The organism is Streptomyces pactum (assembly GCF_016031615.1).
In the GTDB taxonomy this organism is placed as follows: domain Bacteria; phylum Actinomycetota; class Actinomycetes; order Streptomycetales; family Streptomycetaceae; genus Streptomyces; species Streptomyces pactus.
Map to the genome: position 1 here is coordinate 6,657,902 of NZ_JACYXC010000001.1, position 20,634 is coordinate 6,678,535.

The 20,634-nt window shown below is 76.1% G+C and carries 18 protein-coding genes; 9 read left to right on the forward strand and 9 right to left on the reverse strand.

Features of this window, described 5'->3' with window-relative positions; translation table 11 throughout:
- Positions 1 to 16: 16 nt before the first annotated feature.
- The 3 genes from IHE55_RS26260 to IHE55_RS26270 all read right to left on the reverse strand — a co-directional run bounded on the left by IHE55_RS26260 (position 17) and on the right by IHE55_RS26270 (position 4,945).
- Positions 17 to 736, reverse strand: a complete 720-nt coding sequence (locus tag IHE55_RS26260; RefSeq protein WP_197991291.1) for a response regulator transcription factor — start codon at positions 734 to 736, stop codon at positions 17 to 19.
- The gene (locus IHE55_RS26265) at positions 733 to 1,992 is read right to left on the reverse strand and encodes a sensor histidine kinase (protein WP_197991292.1); all 1,260 of its coding nucleotides are present in this window, start codon (positions 1,990 to 1,992) and stop codon (positions 733 to 735) included. The genes IHE55_RS26260 and IHE55_RS26265 overlap by 4 nt, the downstream gene beginning before the upstream one ends.
- 796 nt (positions 1,993 to 2,788) lie before the next feature.
- The gene (locus IHE55_RS26270; protein WP_197991293.1) at positions 2,789 to 4,945 is read right to left on the reverse strand and encodes a glycosyltransferase family 4 protein; all 2,157 of its coding nucleotides are present in this window, start codon (positions 4,943 to 4,945) and stop codon (positions 2,789 to 2,791) included.
- A 452-nt stretch (positions 4,946 to 5,397) separates the two neighbouring features.
- Between IHE55_RS26270 and IHE55_RS26275 the strand changes: the two genes are divergently transcribed.
- The 4 genes from IHE55_RS26275 to IHE55_RS26290 all read left to right on the forward strand — a co-directional run bounded on the left by IHE55_RS26275 (position 5,398) and on the right by IHE55_RS26290 (position 9,047).
- A complete protein-coding gene (locus tag IHE55_RS26275; RefSeq protein WP_197991294.1) occupies positions 5,398 to 5,880 on the forward strand; it encodes a phosphatase domain-containing protein in 483 nt (160 codons plus the stop codon).
- A 141-nt stretch (positions 5,881 to 6,021) separates the two neighbouring features.
- On the forward strand, positions 6,022 to 6,588 hold the full coding sequence (locus IHE55_RS26280; protein WP_197991295.1) for a TetR/AcrR family transcriptional regulator: 567 nt from the start codon (positions 6,022 to 6,024) through the stop codon (positions 6,586 to 6,588).
- A gap of 364 nt (positions 6,589 to 6,952) precedes the next feature.
- Positions 6,953 to 7,444, forward strand: a complete 492-nt coding sequence (locus IHE55_RS26285; RefSeq protein WP_197991296.1) for an SRPBCC family protein — start codon at positions 6,953 to 6,955, stop codon at positions 7,442 to 7,444.
- Between the two features lie 250 nt (positions 7,445 to 7,694).
- On the forward strand, positions 7,695 to 9,047 hold the full coding sequence (locus IHE55_RS26290; protein WP_197991297.1) for a carotenoid oxygenase family protein: 1,353 nt from the start codon (positions 7,695 to 7,697) through the stop codon (positions 9,045 to 9,047).
- Positions 9,048 to 9,243: 196 nt separating this feature from the next.
- On the opposite strand, the gene IHE55_RS26295 is transcribed toward IHE55_RS26290, so the two are convergent.
- A complete protein-coding gene (locus IHE55_RS26295; protein ID WP_197991298.1) occupies positions 9,244 to 10,251 on the reverse strand; it encodes a 2-hydroxyacid dehydrogenase in 1,008 nt (335 codons plus the stop codon).
- 98 nt (positions 10,252 to 10,349) lie between these two features.
- Entirely contained in the window at positions 10,350 to 10,742 is a 393-nt protein-coding gene (locus IHE55_RS26300; protein WP_197991299.1) for a GntR family transcriptional regulator, read from the reverse strand.
- Between the two features lie 438 nt (positions 10,743 to 11,180).
- Between IHE55_RS26300 and IHE55_RS26305 the strand changes: the two genes are divergently transcribed.
- A complete protein-coding gene (locus IHE55_RS26305; RefSeq protein WP_197991300.1) occupies positions 11,181 to 12,905 on the forward strand; it encodes a SpoIIE family protein phosphatase in 1,725 nt (574 codons plus the stop codon).
- Between the two features lie 163 nt (positions 12,906 to 13,068).
- Here the strand turns inward: IHE55_RS26305 and IHE55_RS26310 are convergent, their stop codons facing one another.
- Together IHE55_RS26310 and IHE55_RS26315 are read right to left on the reverse strand one after the other, a co-directional pair.
- On the reverse strand, positions 13,069 to 13,683 hold the full coding sequence (locus IHE55_RS26310) for a hypothetical protein (RefSeq protein WP_197991301.1): 615 nt from the start codon (positions 13,681 to 13,683) through the stop codon (positions 13,069 to 13,071).
- 954 nt (positions 13,684 to 14,637) lie between these two features.
- On the reverse strand, positions 14,638 to 15,027 hold the full coding sequence (locus IHE55_RS26315) for a DUF5997 family protein (RefSeq protein WP_197991302.1): 390 nt from the start codon (positions 15,025 to 15,027) through the stop codon (positions 14,638 to 14,640).
- Positions 15,028 to 15,084: 57 nt separating this feature from the next.
- On the opposite strand from IHE55_RS26315, the gene IHE55_RS26320 reads away from it, so the two are divergent.
- Positions 15,085 to 15,849 carry a LysR family substrate-binding domain-containing protein gene (locus tag IHE55_RS26320; RefSeq protein WP_197991303.1) on the forward strand — a complete coding sequence of 255 codons (765 nt, stop codon included), beginning with the start codon at positions 15,085 to 15,087 and terminating at the stop codon, positions 15,847 to 15,849.
- A 380-nt stretch (positions 15,850 to 16,229) separates the two neighbouring features.
- On the opposite strand, the gene IHE55_RS26325 is transcribed toward IHE55_RS26320, so the two are convergent.
- Entirely contained in the window at positions 16,230 to 16,829 is a 600-nt protein-coding gene (locus IHE55_RS26325) for a TetR/AcrR family transcriptional regulator (protein ID WP_197991304.1), read from the reverse strand.
- 48 nt (positions 16,830 to 16,877) lie between these two features.
- On the opposite strand from IHE55_RS26325, the gene IHE55_RS26330 reads away from it, so the two are divergent.
- Positions 16,878 to 17,438: a GNAT family N-acetyltransferase gene (locus tag IHE55_RS26330; RefSeq protein ID WP_197992261.1), complete on the forward strand. Its 561-nt coding sequence runs from the start codon at positions 16,878 to 16,880 to the stop codon at positions 17,436 to 17,438.
- Positions 17,439 to 17,771: 333 nt separating this feature from the next.
- Complete coding sequence (locus tag IHE55_RS26335; RefSeq protein WP_197991305.1) at positions 17,772 to 17,990, forward strand: MbtH family protein; 219 nt, start codon at positions 17,772 to 17,774, stop codon at positions 17,988 to 17,990.
- A gap of 295 nt (positions 17,991 to 18,285) precedes the next feature.
- Here IHE55_RS26335 and IHE55_RS26340 read toward each other — a convergent pair whose 3' ends face one another.
- Complete coding sequence (locus IHE55_RS26340) at positions 18,286 to 18,651, reverse strand: low affinity iron permease family protein (RefSeq protein ID WP_197991306.1); 366 nt, start codon at positions 18,649 to 18,651, stop codon at positions 18,286 to 18,288.
- A 270-nt stretch (positions 18,652 to 18,921) separates the two neighbouring features.
- Between IHE55_RS26340 and IHE55_RS26345 the strand changes: the two genes are divergently transcribed.
- Positions 18,922 to 20,604 carry an amidohydrolase gene (locus IHE55_RS26345; protein WP_197991307.1) on the forward strand — a complete coding sequence of 561 codons (1,683 nt, stop codon included), beginning with the start codon at positions 18,922 to 18,924 and terminating at the stop codon, positions 20,602 to 20,604.
- Positions 20,605 to 20,634 lie beyond the last annotated feature (30 nt).

Sequence of the window (20,634 nt, forward strand, 5' to 3'; positions counted from 1 at the left end):
GCACCATCTCCCGGGGTCAGCGGCCGGGGCTCCCGGAACCGGACCGCGGGAGCCGGTCGGTGCCGCCGTCGGGGGCGGCACGGACCAGGCCCGTGCGGTAGGCGATGACGACGAGCTGCGCCCGGTCGCGGGCCTCCAGCTTCGTCATGGCGCGCTGCACATGGGCGCGGACGGTGAAGGGGCTGAGGAACATCCGCTCGGCGATCTCCTGGTTGGACAGGCCGGTCGCGACCGCGGCCACCATCTCGCGCTCGCGCGGGGTGAGGAGGGCGAGCCGCTCGTGGTGGCGCGGCGGAGCAGCCTCCGGTGTGGCCAGGAAACGGGCGACCAGGGAGCGGGTGGCGGCGGGGGACAGCAGGGTGTCGCCGGCGGCGATCGTCCGCACGGCGTCCGCCAGGTCCTCCGCCCCGATGCCCTTGCCGATGAAGCCGCCGGCCCCCGCGCGCAGCGCCCGGGCGACGTACTCGTCCGTTTCGTACGTGGTGAGGATCAGCACGCGGGTGGCCCGCAGCGCCGGGTCCGCGCAGATCTCCGAGGTGGCGGTGAGCCCGTCCACCCCGGGCATGCGGATGTCCATGACCACCACGTCCGGGAGCAGTTCCCGGGCGAGTCGCACCGCCTCCCCGCCGTCGGCGGCCTCGCCGACCACGGTGATGCCCTCGGCGCTGTCGAGGAGCAGGCGGAAGGCACCCCGCAGCAGGGCCTGGTCGTCGGCGAGCAGCACCCTGAGCGTCATGGCGCCTCCCCGGCCTTCCCGCCCGCCCGTCCGGCGTCCGTCACCGCGCCGGGCACCGGTCCCCCGGCGGCCGTGGCCCCGCCCGGCCTCCGCGTCGTGTCCCCGGCCGGCGGGACGGGCAGCCGGGCGCGGACGAGGAAACCGCCCTCCGGGCGCGGGCCCGCGAAGAGGTGTCCCCCGACCGCGGTGGCACGTTCCCGCATCCCGATCAGACCGTGGCCGGGCGGACGGTCCGGTGCCGCGGACGCGCCCGGTCCCGGAGGCGTGGCCGGCGCCGCCCGGGAGCCCCGCCCGTCGTCGGCGACGGTGATGGTCACACGGTCGCGGTCCCAGGTGAGACGGACCTGAGCGGTGGCGGTGCCGGCGTGCCGGGCCACGTTGGTCAGGGCCTCCTGGACGATGCGGTAGGCGGTGAGGTCCACTCCCGGCGGCAGCGGTCCGGCCGTGCCTTCCTGGTGCACCGACACCTCCAGACCCGCGCGGCGGAAGGAGTCGAGGAGCGCGGGGAGCCGGGACAGCCCGGGTGCCGGTTCGGCCGGCGCGGCCGTGTCCCCGGACTGACGCAGCAGACCGACCGTGGCCCGCAGTTCGTCGAGCGCCTGGGCGGTGGTCCCGATGAGATCCTGGAGGCTCGTGCGGGCCTGCTCCGGGCGCGCGTCGAAGAAGTGGGCGGCGACCGTGGCCTGGGCGTGGGCCAGGGTGATCTGATGCGCCACCAGGTCGTGCAGCTCCCGGGCGATGCGCACCCGTTCCTCGGCCACCCTGCGGCGCGCCTCGGCGTCCCGGCTCTCCTCGGCCCGCCGGGCCCGTTCCTCCACGGCCGCCAGGTAGGCCCGCCGGTTGCGCACCGCATGCGCGAGTACGCCGGCCACCGGCGGGAACACCGCCACCGCACCCATCCTGCTCGCGTCCTTCCACGACACGTTCCCGGACAAGGGGATGGCGGCGACCAGTACCGCGGACGTGAGCAGCACCGCAGCCGCCGCGCGCCGTTCGGTGCGCGCCGCGAGCGCGCAGGAGTACGCGGCGATCACGGCGGGGGCCACGATGAGCGGGGTGAGCAGCAGGCCCAGGGGCGGCACCAGCACGCCGGCCGCGGTCGTGGCCGCCAGGGCGGCCGGTGGCGCCCGGTGCCGTACGGGCAGGACGGCACAGGACACCACGGCGATGGCGTAGGCGGCGGCCGGCGGTGCCGACAGGGTGTCGTCCACCTGTATCACCCCGCCGAGCAGACAGAGCGCGAAGGCCGTCGCCATGATCGCCGCTTCTCGCCGCCACGCGCCGGACGACCGCGGGCCCCCGCCATCGGTGCCCGCCCCGGCCCCGGCCGGCGGGGAGCCGCCGCACCGCTGCGTCGGTCCCGGCCGCGAAGGATGGGGCACGCCCGCCCGGTGCCTCACCCTCGACAACGGTAATCGGCACACGCGCCTCAGGATACGAGCCGGCCGCCGGGCCCGGTGGCCGGGCGGCGGGGCCGCCGGCCCGGGCGCCACCGGCCCGGAACCTCGGGGACGCCGCCGGAAGGCAGGCCGTCCGAACCGGTGAGGAGAAGTCGCCACCCGCTGATCACTCCGGACACCACGAGAAGAGGGGAACGCGCGCGGTCCCGCGCGCCACCCCCCACATTTCCCTGCGGCGCCCCGACGGGCATCGTCCCCGGGGGCCGTCCGCGGCCTGGTGCCCGCGCACCAGCCCGCTCCCCGGTCCTGGTGCCCGCGCACCAGGAGCCGGTACGCGGACCGGCGGGCCGGGGCTCGTTCCCGGCGGGACCGGGCCGGGAGCCGGTGACCCGAGGGCCGCCGCCGGACCTCCCGCCGCCGGCCGAGATGAGGCACGACAGCCGGCCCGGCGGACCGGGGGCCCGATCCGCCGACGTCCCGTCACGAAGGCGCCGGCCGGGGTCGTCACGGAGGTCTCGGCCGGGGTCGTCATGGAGGCGCCGGCCGGGGTCGTCAGGGAGAGGCGCCGGCCGGGGCCGGTCGCCGCGCGGGGGACGGGTCGGCCCGCCTCCCCGGCACGGGCGGTGGCCGGGGAGGCGGCGGACCCCGCCGGTCAGGCGAACTCGGGCGCCCCCGGGGCGCTCGCGGCCGGCCGGTCCGGGGTCTGCTCGTGGTCGCGGGCGCTCAGCGTGAGGTTCCCGGCCGCGTTGAAGAACGGCCGGAAGCGGGTGGCCCCCCGCTCCGGGTGGTCCAGCACCCGGGCCGGGTGGACGTCGGTCTTCTTCCGGTCCGCCAGGTCACCGGCGATCCGGCCGAGCGGCACCGGGGAGGCCCCGGGCGCGCAGAGCAGCCGCAGGTCCCACAGGTCCTGCTCCACCGAGGTCCGCCGGTCGAGCGCCGCCGCGTACGGGAGGGTGACCTCGAACCGGGCGGTGCCCCGCCCACCGGGCACGGCGGTGACCGGCGCCCGGAAGTCGTACGCGTCACCCTGCCGGGACGCCGCGACGACCACCGCCTCCGGACCGAGCACGGCGGTGCCGTACAGGTCCGCGGTCACCGTCACGGTGCCCTGGCCCACCAGCACCTCGGCGACCTCGGCGTGCGAGGGACGCAGCCAGGTCCGCAGCGCCAGGAAGCCGTCGGCGGTGGTGTAGGGGACCAGCCCGGTCACCCCGTCCTTCCCCGCCGGCAGCGGGAAGACCACCAGCCGGGCGGTCTCGACCAGCCGGGCGGTGAGCCGGGTCCGCTTGTTGGTGCCGCGGGGCGCCACGTAGCAGTCCCAGCGGCCCTCGGGCAGCACCTGCGCGGTCCGCTCCAGGGTGACCTCGGCGTGGCTGCCCAGGGGCGCCGGCAGCGGCAGCCGCACCTCGCGCTTCTCCGGGTCCCGGCGCAGCCGCACCACCAGGTCCAGGTCGCCCTCGGGCAGTTCGGCGACGGGCAGCCGCACCGTGACCCCGCCGTCCGCGGTGGCCCGGCAGTGCGCGTGCACCGGCCCCTGGGCGGCCGGCGCCACCGGTGCCTCCTCGGCCGCCGGCCGCGCCCGGTCGGCCCGCGGCACGATGCGGCGCAGCTGCGACCGTACGCGCCGCAGCAGCGGCGGGGCCGCGGGCGCCGGGCGCGCCGACCGCAGCTCGTGGATGAGGCTCTCGTAGCGCTCGGCGATGATCGACGGGTCGAAGGAGGCGGCCGTGGTACGGGCCTTGGCGGCCATCCGCAGCCGGGTCTCCCGGTCGTCGATCATGCGCAGCAGCGCGGCGGCGTAGGCGTCCACCCCGCCGTCGAGCGGGACGAGCAGCCCGTCCGAGCCGTGGGTGATGATCTCGCCCGGACCGTAGGGGCAGTCGGTGGCGACCACCGGCACCCCGCAGTGCATGGCCTCCACGATGGTCATGCCGAAGGACTCCGCGTCGGAGGAGACGGCGGCGATGGAGCCCTTGGCCCACTCGGTCTCGATGGGGGAGACCGCGCCCATCAGCCGGATGCGGTTGTACAGCCCCAGCCGGTCGATGCGCTCCCGCAGCGCGCCCTTCTGCGGGCCGCGGCCGTAGATCCGCAGGTGCCAGTCGGGGCGTTCGGCGGCGACCTTGGCGAAGGCGTCGATGAGCCGGTCGTAACGCTTGATCTCGACCAGCCGGCCGGCCGCGACGATCAGCTTGGCGGCGTTGCCGGAGGGCTCGACCGCCGGGGCGGGCACCCCGTTGGGGATGCACAGGATGCGGGTGGTCACGCCGGGCAGCGCGGCCTGGTAGACCGCGGCGTCGGCGTGGGAGACCGTGACGAAGGCGTCCAGGCCGGCCAGAGCCGCGTTCTGGTCGTCGCGCACCTGCGGGGTGTGCGAGTTGAAGGTGAGGTGCTCCTGCCCGATGCGGATGAGGCGGTCACCGCCGTACCGGGCGAGGTAGCCGTTGAGCACCGGGCGGGTGGCGATGACGACGTCGGCGTCGGTGTCCCGCAGATAGGCGGCGATCCGGTCGTCGGTGAGCCGGGAGGGCGCCATCGGACCGAAGGCCACGCCGGTGTCGGTGAACATGGTGCTCGGCTGCTTCGCCGCGGGGTCCTCGCCGTCGTGGCCGGAGGACTCCGGACGCCAGTCGATCAGCGGGACCAGGCGCACCTCGGCGGCGATGTCCAGCTGCGGGGTGTCGGCCGGGCGGTAGACGCTGGCGATCTCGACCTGGTGGTGCGCCGACAGCGCCCGGGACAGGTTCACCGTGGAACGGATCGTCCCGCCGATGCCGTAGGCGTTGTAGATCAGAAAGGCGATCTTCACCCGTCCTGTACCCCTCATTCGCGGGCGCGCCGGTCCGGCGCGGCCGTGGTCGATACGGGCCCGGCCAAGGAGGCGGCCCGGGACATCAGACCCGGCCACGGGCGGAAGGTTGTGCGCGGGCCGTGAATTGTGATGACCGTCATATGTATACCGGGTGAAGGGCGGATGACGCGGCCGGGGGGGGCGGGGTGTGCCGCCGGCGGCCCGGCGTGCGGGCGGGTCGAGGCCGGGTCGGACGCCCGGGAGGCAGGCCGGGCGCGGCCACGACGCCCGGGGCGTACGCACGGGGACGGCCACGACGCCCGGGGCGTACGCACGGGGACGGCCACGACGCCCGGGATGCGCGCACGGGCACGTTCGGCGACGCCCGGCCGTGCCCGGCCTCCGACCGCGGGGCTGTGGGATCCTGGCCGGGTGGGGGCGCCGGGGGGCCGAGCGCGGGAGGTGTACCGGTGGCAGCACCGCCGCTGGCGGTCTTCGACCTGGACGGCACCCTGGCCGACGTCCGGCACCGCCTGCACCACCTGGAGCGCCGCCCCCGGGACTGGCAGGCGTTCTTCCGCGCCGCGCCGCAGGACCCGCCGCTGGCCGAGGGGGTCGCGCTGGCCCGGGCCGGTGCGGTGGGCTGTGAGGTCGCCTATGTGACCGGGCGCCCCGAGCACTGCCGCGCCGACACGGAGGAGTGGCTCGCCCGGCACGGGCTGCCGTCCGGCCGGTTGCTGATGCGCAGGCCGCACGACCGCCGCCCGGCCCGGGTCGCCAAGCCGGAACTGCTGGCACGGCTGGCCCGGAACCGGACCGTCGCCCTGGTGGTCGATGACGACGAGCAGGTCTGTGCCGCCTACGAGCGGGCCGGTTTCCCGGTGGTACGGGCCGCCTGGGCGGCCGCGGAGCCGGTGCTGCGGCAGGTCCAGGAGGAGGAAGGCCGCTCATAACCGCCGGCCGCCCGGCCGAAGGTCCGGAAGCCGCGACCCGCTCCGTACGGGGCTGCGGCCGGACGTGTGCGGCAGCCGCCGCCCGCGTCGACGGTCCGCGTCCGCATTGACAGCCCCGAGTGTGAGTGGTTGAGTACTCACATGCAATCGGAACGGCAACGACGGCTCTCCACCGCGGAGGAACGCCGCGCCACGGTGCTGCGCACCGCCATCGGCGCGTTCGCGGCGCGCGGTTACTTCGGCACCACCACGACGGAGGTGGCCAAGGCCGCCGGCATCTCCCAGGCGTACGTCTACCGGCTGTTCCCCAGCAAGGAGGCGCTGTTCGCCGCGGTCGTCGAGCACTGCTTCACCCGGGTCCGCGCGGCCCTGGAGGAGGGCGCCGCGACGGCGAAGGGGGGCTCCGCCGAGGCCGTGCTGGACTCCATGGGTGATGCGTACGCGCGTCTGATCAGCGACAACGACCTGCTGTTGGTGCAGTTGCACGCCCAGGCCGCGGCGGTCTCCGAACCCGCCATCCGGGAAGCGGTGCGGGCCGGGTACGCCCGCACCGTCGAATACGTGCGCGGGGCCTCGGGGGGTGACGAGCGGCAGGTGCAGGAGTTCTTCGCCGTCGGCGCGCTCTGTCATCTGCTGGTCTCGGTCGACGCGGCGGCGGTGGACGCGCCCTGGACCCGCACCCTCGCCGCCGGGATCACGCACTACTGAAACGACCGACCACGACCGGCCGGGGCCCGCCGTGCCCGGTCGCGACCGGGCGGGCGGCCCGTCGGACCCCGGTCCGGAGGTCGCCCGTTTCTTCGAGGCCGCGAGTGAGTGGTCAATCACTCATCGAGAAGAGGGAAGGCGACTCACCCGTCCGTCGGGCGCCGGGGAGCGCCCGGCCGTACCGCGCCCACCGGCCCACCGCTCCGTCGGGCGCTCCCGTACCCACCGGCCGGCCCCGCCACGTCCGCGACCCACGTCCTCCACGCCCGGCCACTCCGACCCCACCCGCCACCCGTCCCTCACGCGCACCGCGCTCATCACACCCCGAACCCCCGGCCCCACACCGCAGAAGGAGCCCCCAGCCATGACCGTGACCCGTCGTACCGCCATCCGTTCCATCGACCCCGCCGCTCCCGTCATCGCCCGTGCCGCCACCACCGTGTACGCCCCGCCGGCGGCCGTCTGGGCGCTGCACACGGACATCGGGGCGTGGGCCGACTGGCAGACCGACGTCAGCCGCGCCGAGTTCACCGGGCCGCTCGCCCCCGGGGCCACCTTCCGCTGGCACACCCACGGGCTCGCCATCACCTCCACCGTCCACCAGGTGGTGCCCAGGGAGCGCATCGTCTGGGGCGGCCCGGCCCACGGCATCGACGGCATCCACGTCTGGACGTTCGAGGAGACAGGGGGAGCCGTGACGGTCCGTACCGAGGAGTCCTGGAGCGGCGCTCCGGCGGAGGCTGATCCGGTGGGCCTCCGGCAGGCGCTCCAGCGGTCCCTGGAGACCTGGCTCCGCCTGCTCAAGGCCGAGGCCGAGCGGCGGTGGCCGGACCGCCCGTCCGCCGTCACCCCGTAGGGCGGAACGTCCCCGGCCGCGCCCCGACCGCCTCCGCGCCGCCGGCTCCCGCCCCCGGTCCGTCCTCACCGGCAGCCCACCCGGCGCACCGCACCCCCCATGCGCCCCACCGGAGCCCACCCGGCCACGGCGCCCCGCCCCCAGCCACCGCATCCCACCGGCCCACCCGCATCCCCCCGGCTCACCCGCAGCCCACCGCCCACCCTCCCACCGCCCACCGCGACCCGCACCACCTGGAGGAGAGACCCCCATGACCGGCAAGCCGTACCTCACCGGCCACTACACCCCCGTCCCCGACGAGATCACCGCCTCCGAACTGGCCGTGGAGGGCACCCTGCCCCCGGAGCTGACCGGCCGGCTGGTGCGCAACGGCCACAACCCGAGGCCCGGCATCACCCCGGCCCACTGGTTCCGCGGCAGCGGCATGGTGCACGGCATCCGGCTCCGCGACGGCCGCGCCGAGTGGTACCGCAACCGCTGGGTCCGCACCCCCGCCCTGGACGGCGCGCCGTACCTGACCGAGCACGGGCCCGACCTCACCGCCAGCACCGCGGGCACCCATGTGATCGAGCACGCCGGACGCCTGCTCGCGCTGTGCGAGTCGGCCCTGCCCTTCGAACTCACCGCCGACCTGCGCACCGTGGGGGCGTTCGACTGGAACGGGAAGCTCACCTCGGCCATGACCGCGCACCCCAAGGAGGACCCGGTCACCGGGGAGCTCCACTTCTTCTCGTCCTCGCCCTTCCCGCCGTTCCTGATCCACCACGTCTCCTCACCCGACGGCACGGTCCTCCAGAGCCGTGAGGTCCCCGGGGCGAGCCCCGCGCTCAAGCACGACTTCGCCGTGACCGAGCACCACGTGGTCTTCCTGGAGGGCTCGGTGACCTTCGATCCGTCGGAACACTCCGGCATCCCCTACGCCTGGAGCGACACCGTGCCGAGTCGGATCGGGGTGCTGCCGCGCGGTGCCGGGGGCGCGGCCCGGACCCGCTGGTTCGACATCCGCCCCGGTTTCGCGATGCACCTGGCCAACGCCTACGAGGACGCCCGAGGCCGGATCGTGGTCGAGGGGCCGGCGGTGGGCCGCGAGGACTGGCAGCGGTCGTGGAACTGGTGGGTCGGAGCCCCCGACCGCGGCGCCGAACCGGTCTCCGGCTCACACACCGTGCGGTGGACCGTCGATCCGGCGGCGGGCCGGGTCACCGAGGAGCAGACCGACGACCTGACCGTCGAGTTCCCCACCATCAACGACGCCCGCACCGGCCGGGAGCACCGCTACCAGTACGCGGTCGCCTTCCCCGACGGCCGGGGCACCGGTGACCACGCCCTCGTCAAGTACGACCGCCGCACCGGAAGCCGGCAGGTCCTGCCCGTGGGCGCCGGCCGGCTGCCCAGCGAGGCCGTCTTCGTGCCCGCCGGGGACGCCGCCGAGGAGGACGCCGGGTATCTGCTCACCGTCGTCAGCGACCTGAACGCCGACGCCTCCGGCCTGCTCGTCCTGGACGCCTCGGATCTGTCGGTCCCGCCCCTCGCCACGGTCCGGCTGCCCCGCCGGGTCCCCGCCACGATCCACGGCTCCTGGATACCGGACGGCCCGCGGTGAGCCGGGGGCGGCCGGTCCCGCCCCGGGCCGCGCCCCCCGCCTGCCGTACGCCGGTGGACCACCGTACGGATCGGTGGTCCACCGGCGTACGGGGCCCGCCGCGCGCACGGGGCCCGTCCCTCCGGGTCCCGGCCGTAGGGGGCGCGCGAGCCGTCCCCGCGCGGGGCCCGTCGCGGAGGGCCGGGCCGGTACCGGGTCAGGCCGGGGCCGGGCCCGCCACCAGGGTGTTCTCGCTCCGGCGGCCGGCCCGGTAATCCGCCACGTTGCGCACCGTGGCGCTGATGATCTGACCGACCGCGTCCCGGGTGAAGTACGCCTGGTGGGAGGTGACCAGGACGTTGCGGAAGGTCATCAGCCGCGCCAGCACGTCGTCGGCCATCACGTCGAGGGAGTGGTCGAAGAAGAAGACTCCGGCCTCCTCCTCGTACACGTCCAGGCCCACCCCGTCCAGCTTGCCCCGCTTCAACGCGGCCACCAGGGCCGAGGCGTCGATCAGTCCGCCGCGGCCGGTGTTGACCAGGATGGCGTCGTCCTTCATCGCCGCCAGCGCCGCCGGGCCGACCAGGTGGTGGGTCCCGGGCACCAGGGGCACATGCAGACTGATCAGGTCCGCCTCGGCGAACAGCTGCTCCTTGCCGACGTACTCCATGCCCAGCGCCAGGCACTCGGGGTTCCGCACCACGTCCCAGCCCAGCAGCCGCATCCCGAAACCGTGGGCGATCCGGGCGAAGGCCGCGCCGATCTTCCCGGTGCCCAGGACGCCCGCGGTGCGGCCGTGGAAGTCCCGGCCCATCAGCCCGGTCAGCCGGAAGTCGAACTCCCGGGTCCGGCCGACCGCCCGGACCGTACGTCGGTTGACGGCCAGGGCCAGGGCCCACGCGAACTCCGCGACCGAGTACGGGGAGTAGGACGAGACCCGGGCCACCGTCATGCCCAGTTCGCGGGCGCGGGCCAGGTCGATGTTGTTGTAGCCGGTGGCCCGCTGGGCGATCATCCGGGTGCCGCCGGCCGCGAGGATCTCCAGCACCCGGGCGTCGAGCACGTCGTTCACACTGCTGCTGACCACCTCGTGCCCGCCGGCCGCCGGGGCGGTGTCCGCGTCCAGGGACACCTCCAGGCACCGGATGCCCTGCGCCGCCGCCCCGAACGCCTCCTCCAGCAGTGCCCGTTCGTCGTCCAGTACCCCGAACGCCACCATGTCCATCCGGTGATCACCTCGCGTCGTCGGATCGTCCGTCCCGCATGCACCATGACGCCCGCCGGCCCCGTCGGCCGACCGGCTCCCCGAGGGCCGTACCGGACTCAGCCCGAGTGGCCGTACCGGCACCGGCACCGGGTCTCCCGGGCGAGGCGCTCCAGCGCCGCCATCCGTTCGGTCAGCTCGCCCAGGCGTCCTTCGAGCTCCAGCAGCCGGTCCTGTACCGCCCGCACCGCGCGTGCGGTGGTGCGGGCCTCCGGAGCCAGATCCGCAGCGGCCACGAAGTATCCCGGCTCCAGCAGCCCCTCCAGCAGCACCCCGTCCTCGACCAGCCGGCGGTACGCGGCCAGCACCGCCCTGGTGTGCTTGCCGAGCTGTTCGGCCAGGCTCTCGACGTCCGGCAGCCGGTCGCCCGGGGCGTACACCCCGCCCGCGAGGTCCTCGCGCAGCTTCGCCTCCACATCGGCGGACCGCAGCCTGTTCCGCATCTGCTCCATGGCGGCGAACCTACCCACGGACGGCGGCGGCAGCCCCCGGCCGGCCGGAAACCCCGCCCCGCGCCGCTCCTCCGCTCCCGCGCCGCCCGCTGTGCGGGCGCACGTCTCCCGCCCCGCTGCACGCGCACGCCCCCGTACCGTCCCGCGGGCTCGTACGCGCCCCCGCCCCGCACCCGCGCCCCTGCTCCGCAACCGAGCGCCCATCCGGCGCCCGCGCGCCGTCCCACGCCCGCGTGACAGGCTGCGAAACCGTCGGCACGGGCAGCGACCGGGCGTCCGCGGGTGCCCGGGAGGGCTGGTGGAGCCGGACCTGAGCCGCACGCACCGTGACATCCGCCGGATGCCGGGTGACCGGCCTCACGTGCCTGATATCCACGCCCCGTGATCGTGAGAAGCTGACGCGGTTGGAGGCGGGCAGGGCATGGAAGGACGGGTGGCATGACGGGAGACGGGGCGAGAGACGGGGCCGTGCCCGGTGCGCTCCCCTCGACCGAGGTGCCGGCGCTGCTGGGGACGGCGGCGTGCGTGGTGGACGACCGCGGGGTGATCGTCGCGGTGAACTCCCTGGCGGAGCGGCTGCTGGGCGCGGCCGCGTCGGACCTCGTCGGCGGGGACGCCCACGACCTGCTCCACCGCGACCGGCACGGACAGCCGCTGGCCAGGTCCCGGTGCCGGATGGAGGAGGCGGTCCTGGCCCGCCGGGCATGCGACGGCCGGGGCTGGTTCCGCCGCGGGGACGGCACCCTGACCGAGCTCTACTGGCTGGTCACCCCGTGTGCCGGGGAGGGTGGCCGCACGGCCACCATGGTGATCTTCTACGGGGCGAACGCCGAGGCGCCGGGCGGGCAGAAGCCGGACCTGGACCGGACGACGCTGTCGGAACTGGACCGCCTGGCGCTGCTCGCCGAGACCACCACCCAGCTCACCTCGACCTTCGACAGCGAGGAGGCACTGCGCCGGCTGGTGCGGCTGGCCATACCCCGGCTCGCCGACTGGGTGGTGGTCGATCTGATCACCGAGGTCGACGAGGTGGAACGGACCATCGTGGCGCACCACCGGGACGGGGTGCCGTTCCTCCGGGAGGACCTGCAGGGCCCGATGCCGCCGGTACCCGCGGAGTCGCCGATGCCGCTGTCCCGGGCGCTGCGCGGCGCGGCGTCCACCCTGGTGACCCCCGCGACGTACCAGGGGCCGCCGGACTCCGGCGTCGCCATCGAACAGCGGCGGCTGTTCGCCGCGACCGGCATGCACTCGGCGGCGATCGCGCCGATACGCGGGGTGCGCGAGGTGCTCGGGGCGCTGACCCTGGGCCGCTCCGACCGTCCGGACCCGATGTCCGCCACCGACCTGTCGCTGCTGGAGGACATCACCCGCCGCGCCGGGGTGGCCCTGGAGAACGCCCGGCTGTACCAGCGTCAGCGCAAGGTGGCCGAGACGATGCAGCGGCATCTGCTCCCGCAGCTGCCCTCGGTGCCCGGACTCCAGATGGCCGCCCGCTACCTCGCCGCGCCGGACGCCTCCCAGGTCGGCGGCGACTGGTACGACGCGTTCACCCTGTCCGACGGCAGCACGGCGCTGGCGATCGGCGACGTGGTCGGCCACGACCTGGACGCCGCGGCGGGCATGGCCCAGGTCCGCAGCATGCTCCGGGCCTACGCGTGGACGCACCGCGAGCCTCCCGGCACCACCGTGAACCGGCTGGACGAGTCGGTGGTCCCGGTCGCCGGGGTGTCCATGGTGACCCTGGTGTTCGGCATCCTGCGGCGGACCGAGGAGGGCGGCTGGCACCTGTCCTGGACCAACGCCGGCCATCCGCCGCCGCTGCTGGTCACGCACGACGGGCGGACCCGCTTCCTCACCGAGGGCCACGGGATGCTGCTGAGCACCGGCCTGTCGCCCAGCCGTACCGAGGCCGGTGTGGTCCTGCCGCCGCGGGCGACGCTGGTGCTGTACACCGACGGCCTCGTCGAGGCCCGGGGCCGGGCGATCAACGACGGGATGGACCGGCTGCGCAGACACGCCGCCTCGCTGGCACACCGCCCCCTGGCCGCCTTCACCGACCTGCTGCTCCAGCGCGCCCGGCCCACCCGGAGCGAGAACGACGACGACGTCGCCGTCCTCACCCTGCGCACCCCGGAGCACGGCGGGAGCGCGACGGACTGACGGACTGGCGCGGAACCCCGGCGGCCGCCGGGCCGGAACCCGTGTACGCCCGGCCCGGTGAGCCCCGGGCCGGGCGTACACGGTTCCGTCCGGTGCCCGGGTGTCCGGGGCCGCCGGACGTCACCGCCCGGGGCCGCCGGACCGCGGCCGGACCGCGGCGGGATCAGGCGCTCCGGTGCCGGCCGCGGAAACGGCCCGGCTGCCGGGGCACCCCGGCCCGCCGGAGCGCGGCCGCCCGGTCGGCGGGCTGCGCCGCGACCAGCCTCTCGAACAGGGCCCGGGCGGCGAGCAGGGCGTCGCGCATCTCCTCCGGCCGCCCCTGTTCGACGTCCGTGTGCCCGGCCACCCGCCGCAGCTCCCGGTACCCGCCCACCTGCTGGGCGTGGTGCAGGGAGAGCGCGTCGAGCTGCTGCTCGGGCCGCTGCGGGTAGCCCCGCTCGACGGCGAGCCGCGACAGCAGGTCGGCGGCCTCGGCGACGGCCGCGGCGGGCGCGGCCCCGAAACGCTGCTGCACCTCGGCCCACCGGGCGGCGTACCGCTGCCGCTCGTCGAGCGGCAGCGCGCGCATCCGGATGTCGGCGTACCGGCGCACCCGCTCACTCAGGTCCCGCAGTGCCGCCCGGGTGTCCCCGTCGTGGTCACGGACCGCCCGGTCGTACTCGGGGCCGAATCGTCTGCGTAAGCCGCTCGCCGTGCTCTGCAGCACGGGCGGGGCGAGGATGAGGGCCACGATGACGGCTGCCGCCACCGCCAGGATGCCGATCACCACTGCGAGCATGGTCACACCTTCCGAACAGTGAGTATTCACACGCGGTGTAACCGAACGTTGCCCGAGCCGCACGGGGTAAACGCGGCAACATCCCGCCACTTCCCGGCCGCCGCCCGGGGACCGTCGAACCAGGGACGGCGGTGCGAACCGCCGGCGCCTTCGCGGGGGCCTCCGCCGGGGTCGCGGCACCCCGGCGGGGAGCATGCAACGGGACCCTCGTGGGGCCGGCCGGGAGCCCTGCGGCGGCGTCGCCGCGGCAGAGAGGCGGCGAAGAGGGGGACCAGCCGTACATCCCGGCCACCACGGCCGGGCCCGGCCGCGGTGGCCGACCAGGAGGGGATGAGGACCAGGAGGAGGAGCAGGTCAGCCAGGAGGGGGGGACAGGCCGGGTGTGGGGGGCCGTCACGGTCGCTGTGGGCGGCGTGACCGTCGCCCCACCGTGTGCCGGCCCCTGCGCGAGATGCCCCGGGCGGGACCGTCATCCGGGCCGGCGCCGGTGGGACACGCGCGGTACGGGGGCGTACGCCACCGGACGGGGCCGCCGGTACGGGCGGTGAGGCCGTGCGGCCGACGGCGGTCGGTCGCCGTCGGCCGCACGGGTCAGGATGGCCCGGGACGGGCCCGCTCGCACGCGGGCCCCGCCACGCGGGCGGGCAGGACAGGAGCCGGGACACCGCAGGGCTACACGGCCCGGCGGAAACCGTTCGCCACCCGGTGGCCCGGAGACCCGGCGCGGGAACGGTTCGTGATCCGGGACGCGGCACGGCACGGTGCGTCGGCGTCCGGCAGGTCGCGCGGTAGGTACCGGACCGACGGGCCGCGCCGGGCTCCGGCGCACCACGCCGTAGGGGAGGGGCGGGCCGGTGCCTGCGGCCGGTGACCCGCGCCCGTGCGGCCGTGGGTCGACGGGCCGCACGGCCGTGGGGTCGTTCGGTCGTGGGGTCGCCCGGACCGGGCGGGCGGTCAGGCCGCCTGTTCCCGCTTCTCCTTCGTCTCCTTCAGCCGCAGCGCTTCCTTGCGGACCTCCGCCTGGACCGCGCGCTCGCGCACCAGCCACTCGGGAAGCTCGGCCTTCAGGGCCTCGATCTGCTCGGTGGTGAGCGGCTCGGTGACCCCGCCCCGCGCCAGACCGGAGATGGACACGCCCAGCTTGGCCGCGACCACCGGCCGGGGGTGCGGGCCGTTGCGCCGCAGCTCCCGCAGCCACTGCGGCGGATCGGCCTGCAGCGCGTTGAGCTCGGCCCGTGAGACGACGCCCTCCCGGAACTCCGCGGGGGTGGCTTCGAGGTACACACCCAGCTTCTTCGCCGCGGTCGCGGGCTTCATGGTCTGGGTGCTCGTGTGCGTCGTCATGCCGTCCAGGGTAGCGAGCCGTCCGGCACCGCACGCCACGCCCGGTAGCCTGGCCACGTGACAGGCTCGGAGACCACCCCTTCGTTCCGGCTCGCGTACGTCCCCGGCGTGACCCCCGCAAAGTGGGTGCGGATCTGGAACGAGCGACTGCCGGACATCCCGCTGACCCTGGTCCAGGTGTCCGCCGCCGAGGCGTTCGGCGCCCTGCGGAACGGGGAGGCCGACGCCGGGCTCGCGCGGCTGCCGGCCGACCGGCCGGACGACCTCAGCGCGATCCCCCTCTACACCGAGACGACGGTGGTCGTGGTCCCCAAGGACCATCTGGTGGCGGCGGTCGAGGAGGTGTCCGCCGAGGACCTGGCCGACGACATCGTGCTGCACCCGATGGACGAGACCCTCGACTGGCAACGACGCCCCGGGACGCCCGCCAAGGAGCGCCCCGCCACCACCGCGGACGCGGTGGAGCTGGTGGCGGCCGGGGTGGGCCTGCTGGTGGTCCCACAGTCGCTCGCCCGCCTGCACCACCGACGGGACCTCACCTACCGGCCGGTGACCGACGCCCCGCAGTCCCGGGTGGGGCTGTGCTGGCCGCAGGAGGCCACCACCGACATGGTGGAGGACTTCATCGGGATCGTCCGCGGGCGGACCGTCAACAGCACCCGGGGCCGCCGCCCGGCACCGGAGCAGCCGAAGGAGCAGCGGCCGCGGGCGGCGGAGGGCACGCCGCGGCGGACACCGGCGCGCGGCCGGGCCGCCGCGCCGGGGAAGAACCCGCGCAAGCCCGCCGGCGGGCGGCAGGGCAGGTCCCGGCGCCGCTCCTGACACCGGGGCGTGCCCGGGGGGCCCGCCCGTCGTGCCGGGCAGGTGCGCCCGTCAGGTCCGGTGAGAGGCCCCGGCGCCCGGGTGCCGTCGCCTGTGACCCCCGTACGCCCCCCTGCTCCCGGTGCCCGGGGTGCGCCCTGTTCCCGCACGCGCGGGTACGCCGACCCACCATGACGCGGGCCGATGCGCCCGGCGCGTTGCGTTCCCGCACGCGCGGATGAGCCACCCGCCCCCCGGCGGACGCTTCCCTCGCCCGGTCCGGTCCCGTCCGGTCAGGCCGGGACCGGGCCCGATCACCAACCACCACCGGCGGCGCCGGCCGGCCGGGTGACGGAGCCGCCGCCGGGGCGGCGGGGCCTCGGCCGGGGCGGCCCCGCAGGTCATGTCCCCGCGGGCGGGACGGTCAGCGCTGCCAGGTAGTCGTCCAGGAGCGCCACCTGGCGGTCGGGCGGGAACGCCCCGGGGTCGAACAGCGCCTGCACCACCAGGCCGAGGACGAACGCCTGCGCGCCGGCCGCGATGCGCGCCGGGTCACCGCCGGTCAGCTCGCCCCGGTCCTGGGCGGCGGCGACCAGGTCGCGCAGCTTCTCGCGGCTGCGCGCGTACTTCCCCGCGTAGTCCTCGGTCCACGCCGGGTCGGCGAGCGCGGTGTCCCAGGAGGACACCCAGATCCGGTTGCCGGCGGTGGCCTCGGCGGTCAGCGGCAGGATGTCCAGCAGCGCGGCGCGCACGGCGGACAGGCCCGGGCCGCCGGTCCGGCGCGGACGGTCGGCACTGCGCTGTTCCAGCAGGTCCAGGGCGTGCGCGACCAGGTCCCGCTTGGCCGGGAAGTAGTGCGTGAGCAGGCCGGTGCTCGCGCCGAGTTCGGCGGCCACCGCCCGGAGCGTCAGACCGCCGAAGCCGTGCGCGGCCAGCACCCGCCAGACCGCCTCGGAGACCTCCCGGCGGCGGGCCTCGTGGTCCCCCTTGGTACGTGGCATGCTGCTACCGTACATATCCATAACGCTTGTTGTGTGAATGGGGTCCCCATGTTCTCCGTCCCGCTCGGCGATGACGCCGAACTCCGCCCGCTGGAGGTCTGGCACGCCGAGGAATTCGCCGCGCACCTGGACCGGGCGCGGGAGCACATCCGGCCCTGGGTCGGGGCCTCGTTCGTCACCGACGACCTCGACGGGGCGCGCGCCACGCTGCGCCGTTACGCCGAGCGCCGGGCCGAGGACAGCGCCGGCCTGCACGGCATCTGGCTCGACGGCACGCTCGTCGGCGGGGTGATGTTCGTGGAGTTCCACGCCGCCCTGGGCGTCTGCGAGCTGGGGTGCTGGCTGGAGCCGGCCGCCGAGGGCCACGGTCTGGTGACCCGGGGCTGCCACACCCTGCTGGACTGGGCCTTCACCGTCCGCGGGATGCACCGCGCCGAATGGCGCTGCCGGTCCGACAACGAGCGGAGCGCGGCGGTCGCCCGGCGGCTCGGCATGACCCGGGAGGGCGTGCAGCGGCAGTCCTGGCCCTCCGGCGGGGTCCGCCACGACAAGGAGCTGTGGGCGGTGCTCGCGCCGGAATGGCGGGCCGCACGGGCCTCGGCGGGGTGACCGCCGGCCGGCGGGCCCGGCGCACCGGCCGCGGTCGTCCTCGCCCGTGGCCCCGGCCGGCGCCGCGGGGGCGGGTACAGCGGGCCGCGACGGTTTATCCACCGCCCGGCCCCAAGCTCGGTACGGAGCGGGGGACCGCCCGGCCCCGGCCGGACGGCTCCCCGGTCACCGGTCGCCGCCGGCGTCAGGACCCGGTGGCCACCGGGTTGCGGGCCGGACGCCGCCGGAGCGCGGTGCCCGGCCGGGCGCCCCACCCCGGGCGGGCCGGGCCCCTGCCGGGTCCGGTCCGCCCCGGCATCCGCACCGACCGACACCCGAGGAGACCCGAGCCCCATGACCAACCCCTTCGAGGACGAGAACGGCACCTACGTCGTCCTGGTCAACGACGAAGGACAGCACTCCCTGTGGCCCTCGTTCATCGACGTGCCCGCCGGCTGGACCGTCGCCCACCCGGAGGACACCCGCGCCGCCTGCCTGGCCTTCGTCGAGGAGAACTGGACGGATCTGCGGCCCAAGAGCCTCATCGCCGCCATGGGCGAGGCGGACGACTGAGCCGGCCGGCCCGGCCCGCCCGGCGCCCGCCGGTGTGCCGGAGGGGCGCGGCGCGGCCGGCGGCCGGCGCGCGGCCCCGTCCGGAGCAGGTCCGGACCGCGGTGTTCCGTCCGGGTCGTCCCCGTCCCGGACGGAACACCGCGGTCCTGGTCCCGGGCCCGTCGGCCGGGCCCAGGGCCGGGACACCGACGCACCCGGGTACCGCCACCCGGGGCACCGGGGCACCGCAGCGCCCCCGGTACCGCCGCCCCGGGGCGTGGCCCGGCCGCCGTGTCCCCGTGCCCGGCGGGGCGGATCAGACCTTCTCGTCCATCCCGATGGCCCGGCGCAGATCGTCGTGGGCCCGGACGGTCCGGCCCTCGTGCTGCTCCAGCAGTGCCGCGGCGATCGCGTCGAGCTTCCGCTGCACCGCGTGCTCGGCCCGGCGTTCGGAGTTCTTCAGCAGGGCGAGCAGCAGCAGCGTCACCGCCGTCATCAGGTCCCCGGCCAGGAACATCCAGGTCTGGCCCATTCCGGCGGCGTGGGTGACGACGAAGAAGGCGACGAGCACCAGGCAGATGCCGTGGAAGAGGGGGGAACTGGTGAAGTTCGACGCGGCCTCGGCGAGCCGCTCGAACCGGCCCTTGCCCTCCGTACGTTCCGCGGGGTGTCGCACCACCATGACTGCTCCTCACCGTGACAGGCGGCTACCGTTCCGGTCCCTCGCGTACCCCGTCGTGCGCCACCATGCCGGCCGCGGTCTCCCGGCCCGCCCCCCGTGCCGTGCGCGGGTGCCGGTCGGCGTACCCTGAACCGGCGCCCGGCATCCGTCGGATGACGGATGTGCATCCGGTACGGGCGGCCGCATAGTCCTTGCAGCCCGTTCCGGCCCCGTCGTGTTCCCTGCCGTGCGGCGGGCGGCCGGGCCGCACCTCGCTGAAAGGACATCGGTGTGTCTGCCGCCTCCGCGGATCTGGTCTTCGTCAACGGCTCGGTGCTGACCGTCGATCCCGTGTTCACCGTGGCGTCCGCCCTGGCGGTGACCGGCGGCCTGGTCAGCGCGGTGGGGGACCGTGCGCAGGTGATGGCGCAGGCCGGCCCCGGCACCCGGGTGATCGATCTCGGGGGCGGGACGCTGCTGCCCGGCATCAACGACACGCACCTGCACGCCTGTTCGTTCGGACTCACCCGGCCCCCGCTGGCCCTGGACCTCGCCGGCCCGGCCGTGCGGTCGTTGGCGGACGCGGCGGAGGCGGTGCGGACCGCGACCCTGCGCACCCCGGCCGGGGAGTGGATCACCGGCCACGGCTGGGACCTGAGCCGGTTACGTGAATGCGCCGCCGACCCCGCCCGGCTACCCACCCGGTACGACCTGGACCCGGTCGCCCCCGGACACCCGGTGGTGCTGTTCTCCGGCTGCGGACGCGCCGCCTGGGCCAACTCCGCCGCGCTGCGGCGCGCCGGGATCGACCGGAACACCCCCGCCCCGCCGGGATCGGGCCTGCTCACCGACGAGGCCGGCGAGCCCACCGGGCTGCTGCGGGACGACGCCCGCGCGGCCTTGGAGCGGGCGCTGCCCCCGCTGACCCCGCGGTTACGGGCCGACGCGATCAGGGCGGCCCTGGGCACCCTGGCCCGGCTGGGCATCACCAGCTTCACCGAGCCGGCGCTGGGCCCCGGCGGGGACACCCTGATGCGCGGCGCCCTGGCCACCGCCACCCTCGACACCTACCGGCGGCTGCTCGTCGACGGGGAGCTGACCGCCCGGGTCAGCGTGCTGCTGCTGCCGACCGGCAGGGCCGGCACCGCCGCCGAGTTCATCCGGATCCTGGACGGGACGGAACTGCCCCGCACGCCCGACTTCCGCCGCCTCGACGTCATCGGGGTGAACATCTTCGCCGACGGGGACGGGCCCGACGGCCCGCCCCCGGCCCACGAGCGGTGCCGGGCCGGCGGCCCCGGGCCGCTGCCCGCCGGGGCCACCGGCGCGGAACGGGCCGCCGGGGTCGCGGAGATGATCCGCCATGCGCACGCCGCCGGGTACCAGGCCGCGGTGCACGTCACCGGCGATCACGACCTGGACACCGTGGTGGACGCCTTCGCGGCCGCGGACGCCGCCCACTCCCGGCCCGAGGCCCGGCACTACGTCCTCCCCGGCGACCGGCTGACCGCCCGCGGCCTGAAGCGGCTGGCGGAGGCCGGCCTGGGGATCGGCCTGAACCCCACCGCCGCCTGGACGGCCGCCGGCCGGCAGGAGGTTGCGCCCGGGTGGTTCTGCCCGGACGCCGGGGACGCCGGGGTGACCGTGATCAGCGGCTCCGACGCCCCCGCCGCCTTCCCCGACTGGCGGCAGGGGCTCGCCGCCATGCTGCGGTGCGGCCCGGGGGCGGGCGGCCGGCCCGGCGGACCGGAGCACCGGGACCGGCTCGAAGCGGCGCTGCGCACCTACACCACCGACGCCGCATGGCAGGACTTCGCCGAGGACTGGAAGGGCTCCCTGGAGGTGGGCAAGGCCGCGGACCTGTGCGTGCTGGGCGGCGACCTGCTCGGCGCCGACCCGGACCGGATCACCGGCCTGCCGGTGCTGTTCACCGCGGTCGGCGGTGCGGTCGTCCACGACGAACTCTCCGTTTGACCGGTGGCGGGCCCGTTCTCCATGCTGAAC

Bases quoted from the DNA above. Each gene is read 5' to 3' on its own strand.
- IHE55_RS26260 (WP_197991291.1), bottom strand. From the start codon at position 736: ATGACGCTCAGGGTGCTGCTCGCCGACGACCAGGCCCTGCTGCGGGGT.
- IHE55_RS26265 (WP_197991292.1), bottom strand. From the start codon at position 1,992: ATGGCGACGGCCTTCGCGCTCTGTCTGCTCGGCGGGGTGATACAGGTG.
- IHE55_RS26280 (WP_197991295.1), top strand. From the start codon at position 6,022: ATGCAATCGGAACGGCAACGACGGCTCTCCACCGCGGAGGAACGCCGC.
- IHE55_RS26285 (WP_197991296.1), top strand. From the start codon at position 6,953: ATGACCGTGACCCGTCGTACCGCCATCCGTTCCATCGACCCCGCCGCT.
- IHE55_RS26290 (WP_197991297.1), top strand. From the start codon at position 7,695: ATGACCGGCAAGCCGTACCTCACCGGCCACTACACCCCCGTCCCCGAC.
- IHE55_RS26295 (WP_197991298.1), bottom strand. From the start codon at position 10,251: ATGGACATGGTGGCGTTCGGGGTACTGGACGACGAACGGGCACTGCTG.
- IHE55_RS26300 (WP_197991299.1), bottom strand. From the start codon at position 10,742: ATGGAGCAGATGCGGAACAGGCTGCGGTCCGCCGATGTGGAGGCGAAG.
- IHE55_RS26305 (WP_197991300.1), top strand. From the start codon at position 11,181: ATGACGGGAGACGGGGCGAGAGACGGGGCCGTGCCCGGTGCGCTCCCC.
- IHE55_RS26310 (WP_197991301.1), bottom strand. From the start codon at position 13,683: ATGCTCGCAGTGGTGATCGGCATCCTGGCGGTGGCGGCAGCCGTCATC.
- IHE55_RS26315 (WP_197991302.1), bottom strand. From the start codon at position 15,027: ATGACGACGCACACGAGCACCCAGACCATGAAGCCCGCGACCGCGGCG.
- IHE55_RS26325 (WP_197991304.1), bottom strand. From the start codon at position 16,829: ATGCCACGTACCAAGGGGGACCACGAGGCCCGCCGCCGGGAGGTCTCC.
- IHE55_RS26330 (WP_197992261.1), top strand. From the start codon at position 16,878: ATGTTCTCCGTCCCGCTCGGCGATGACGCCGAACTCCGCCCGCTGGAG.
- IHE55_RS26335 (WP_197991305.1), top strand. From the start codon at position 17,772: ATGACCAACCCCTTCGAGGACGAGAACGGCACCTACGTCGTCCTGGTC.
- IHE55_RS26340 (WP_197991306.1), bottom strand. From the start codon at position 18,651: ATGGTGGTGCGACACCCCGCGGAACGTACGGAGGGCAAGGGCCGGTTC.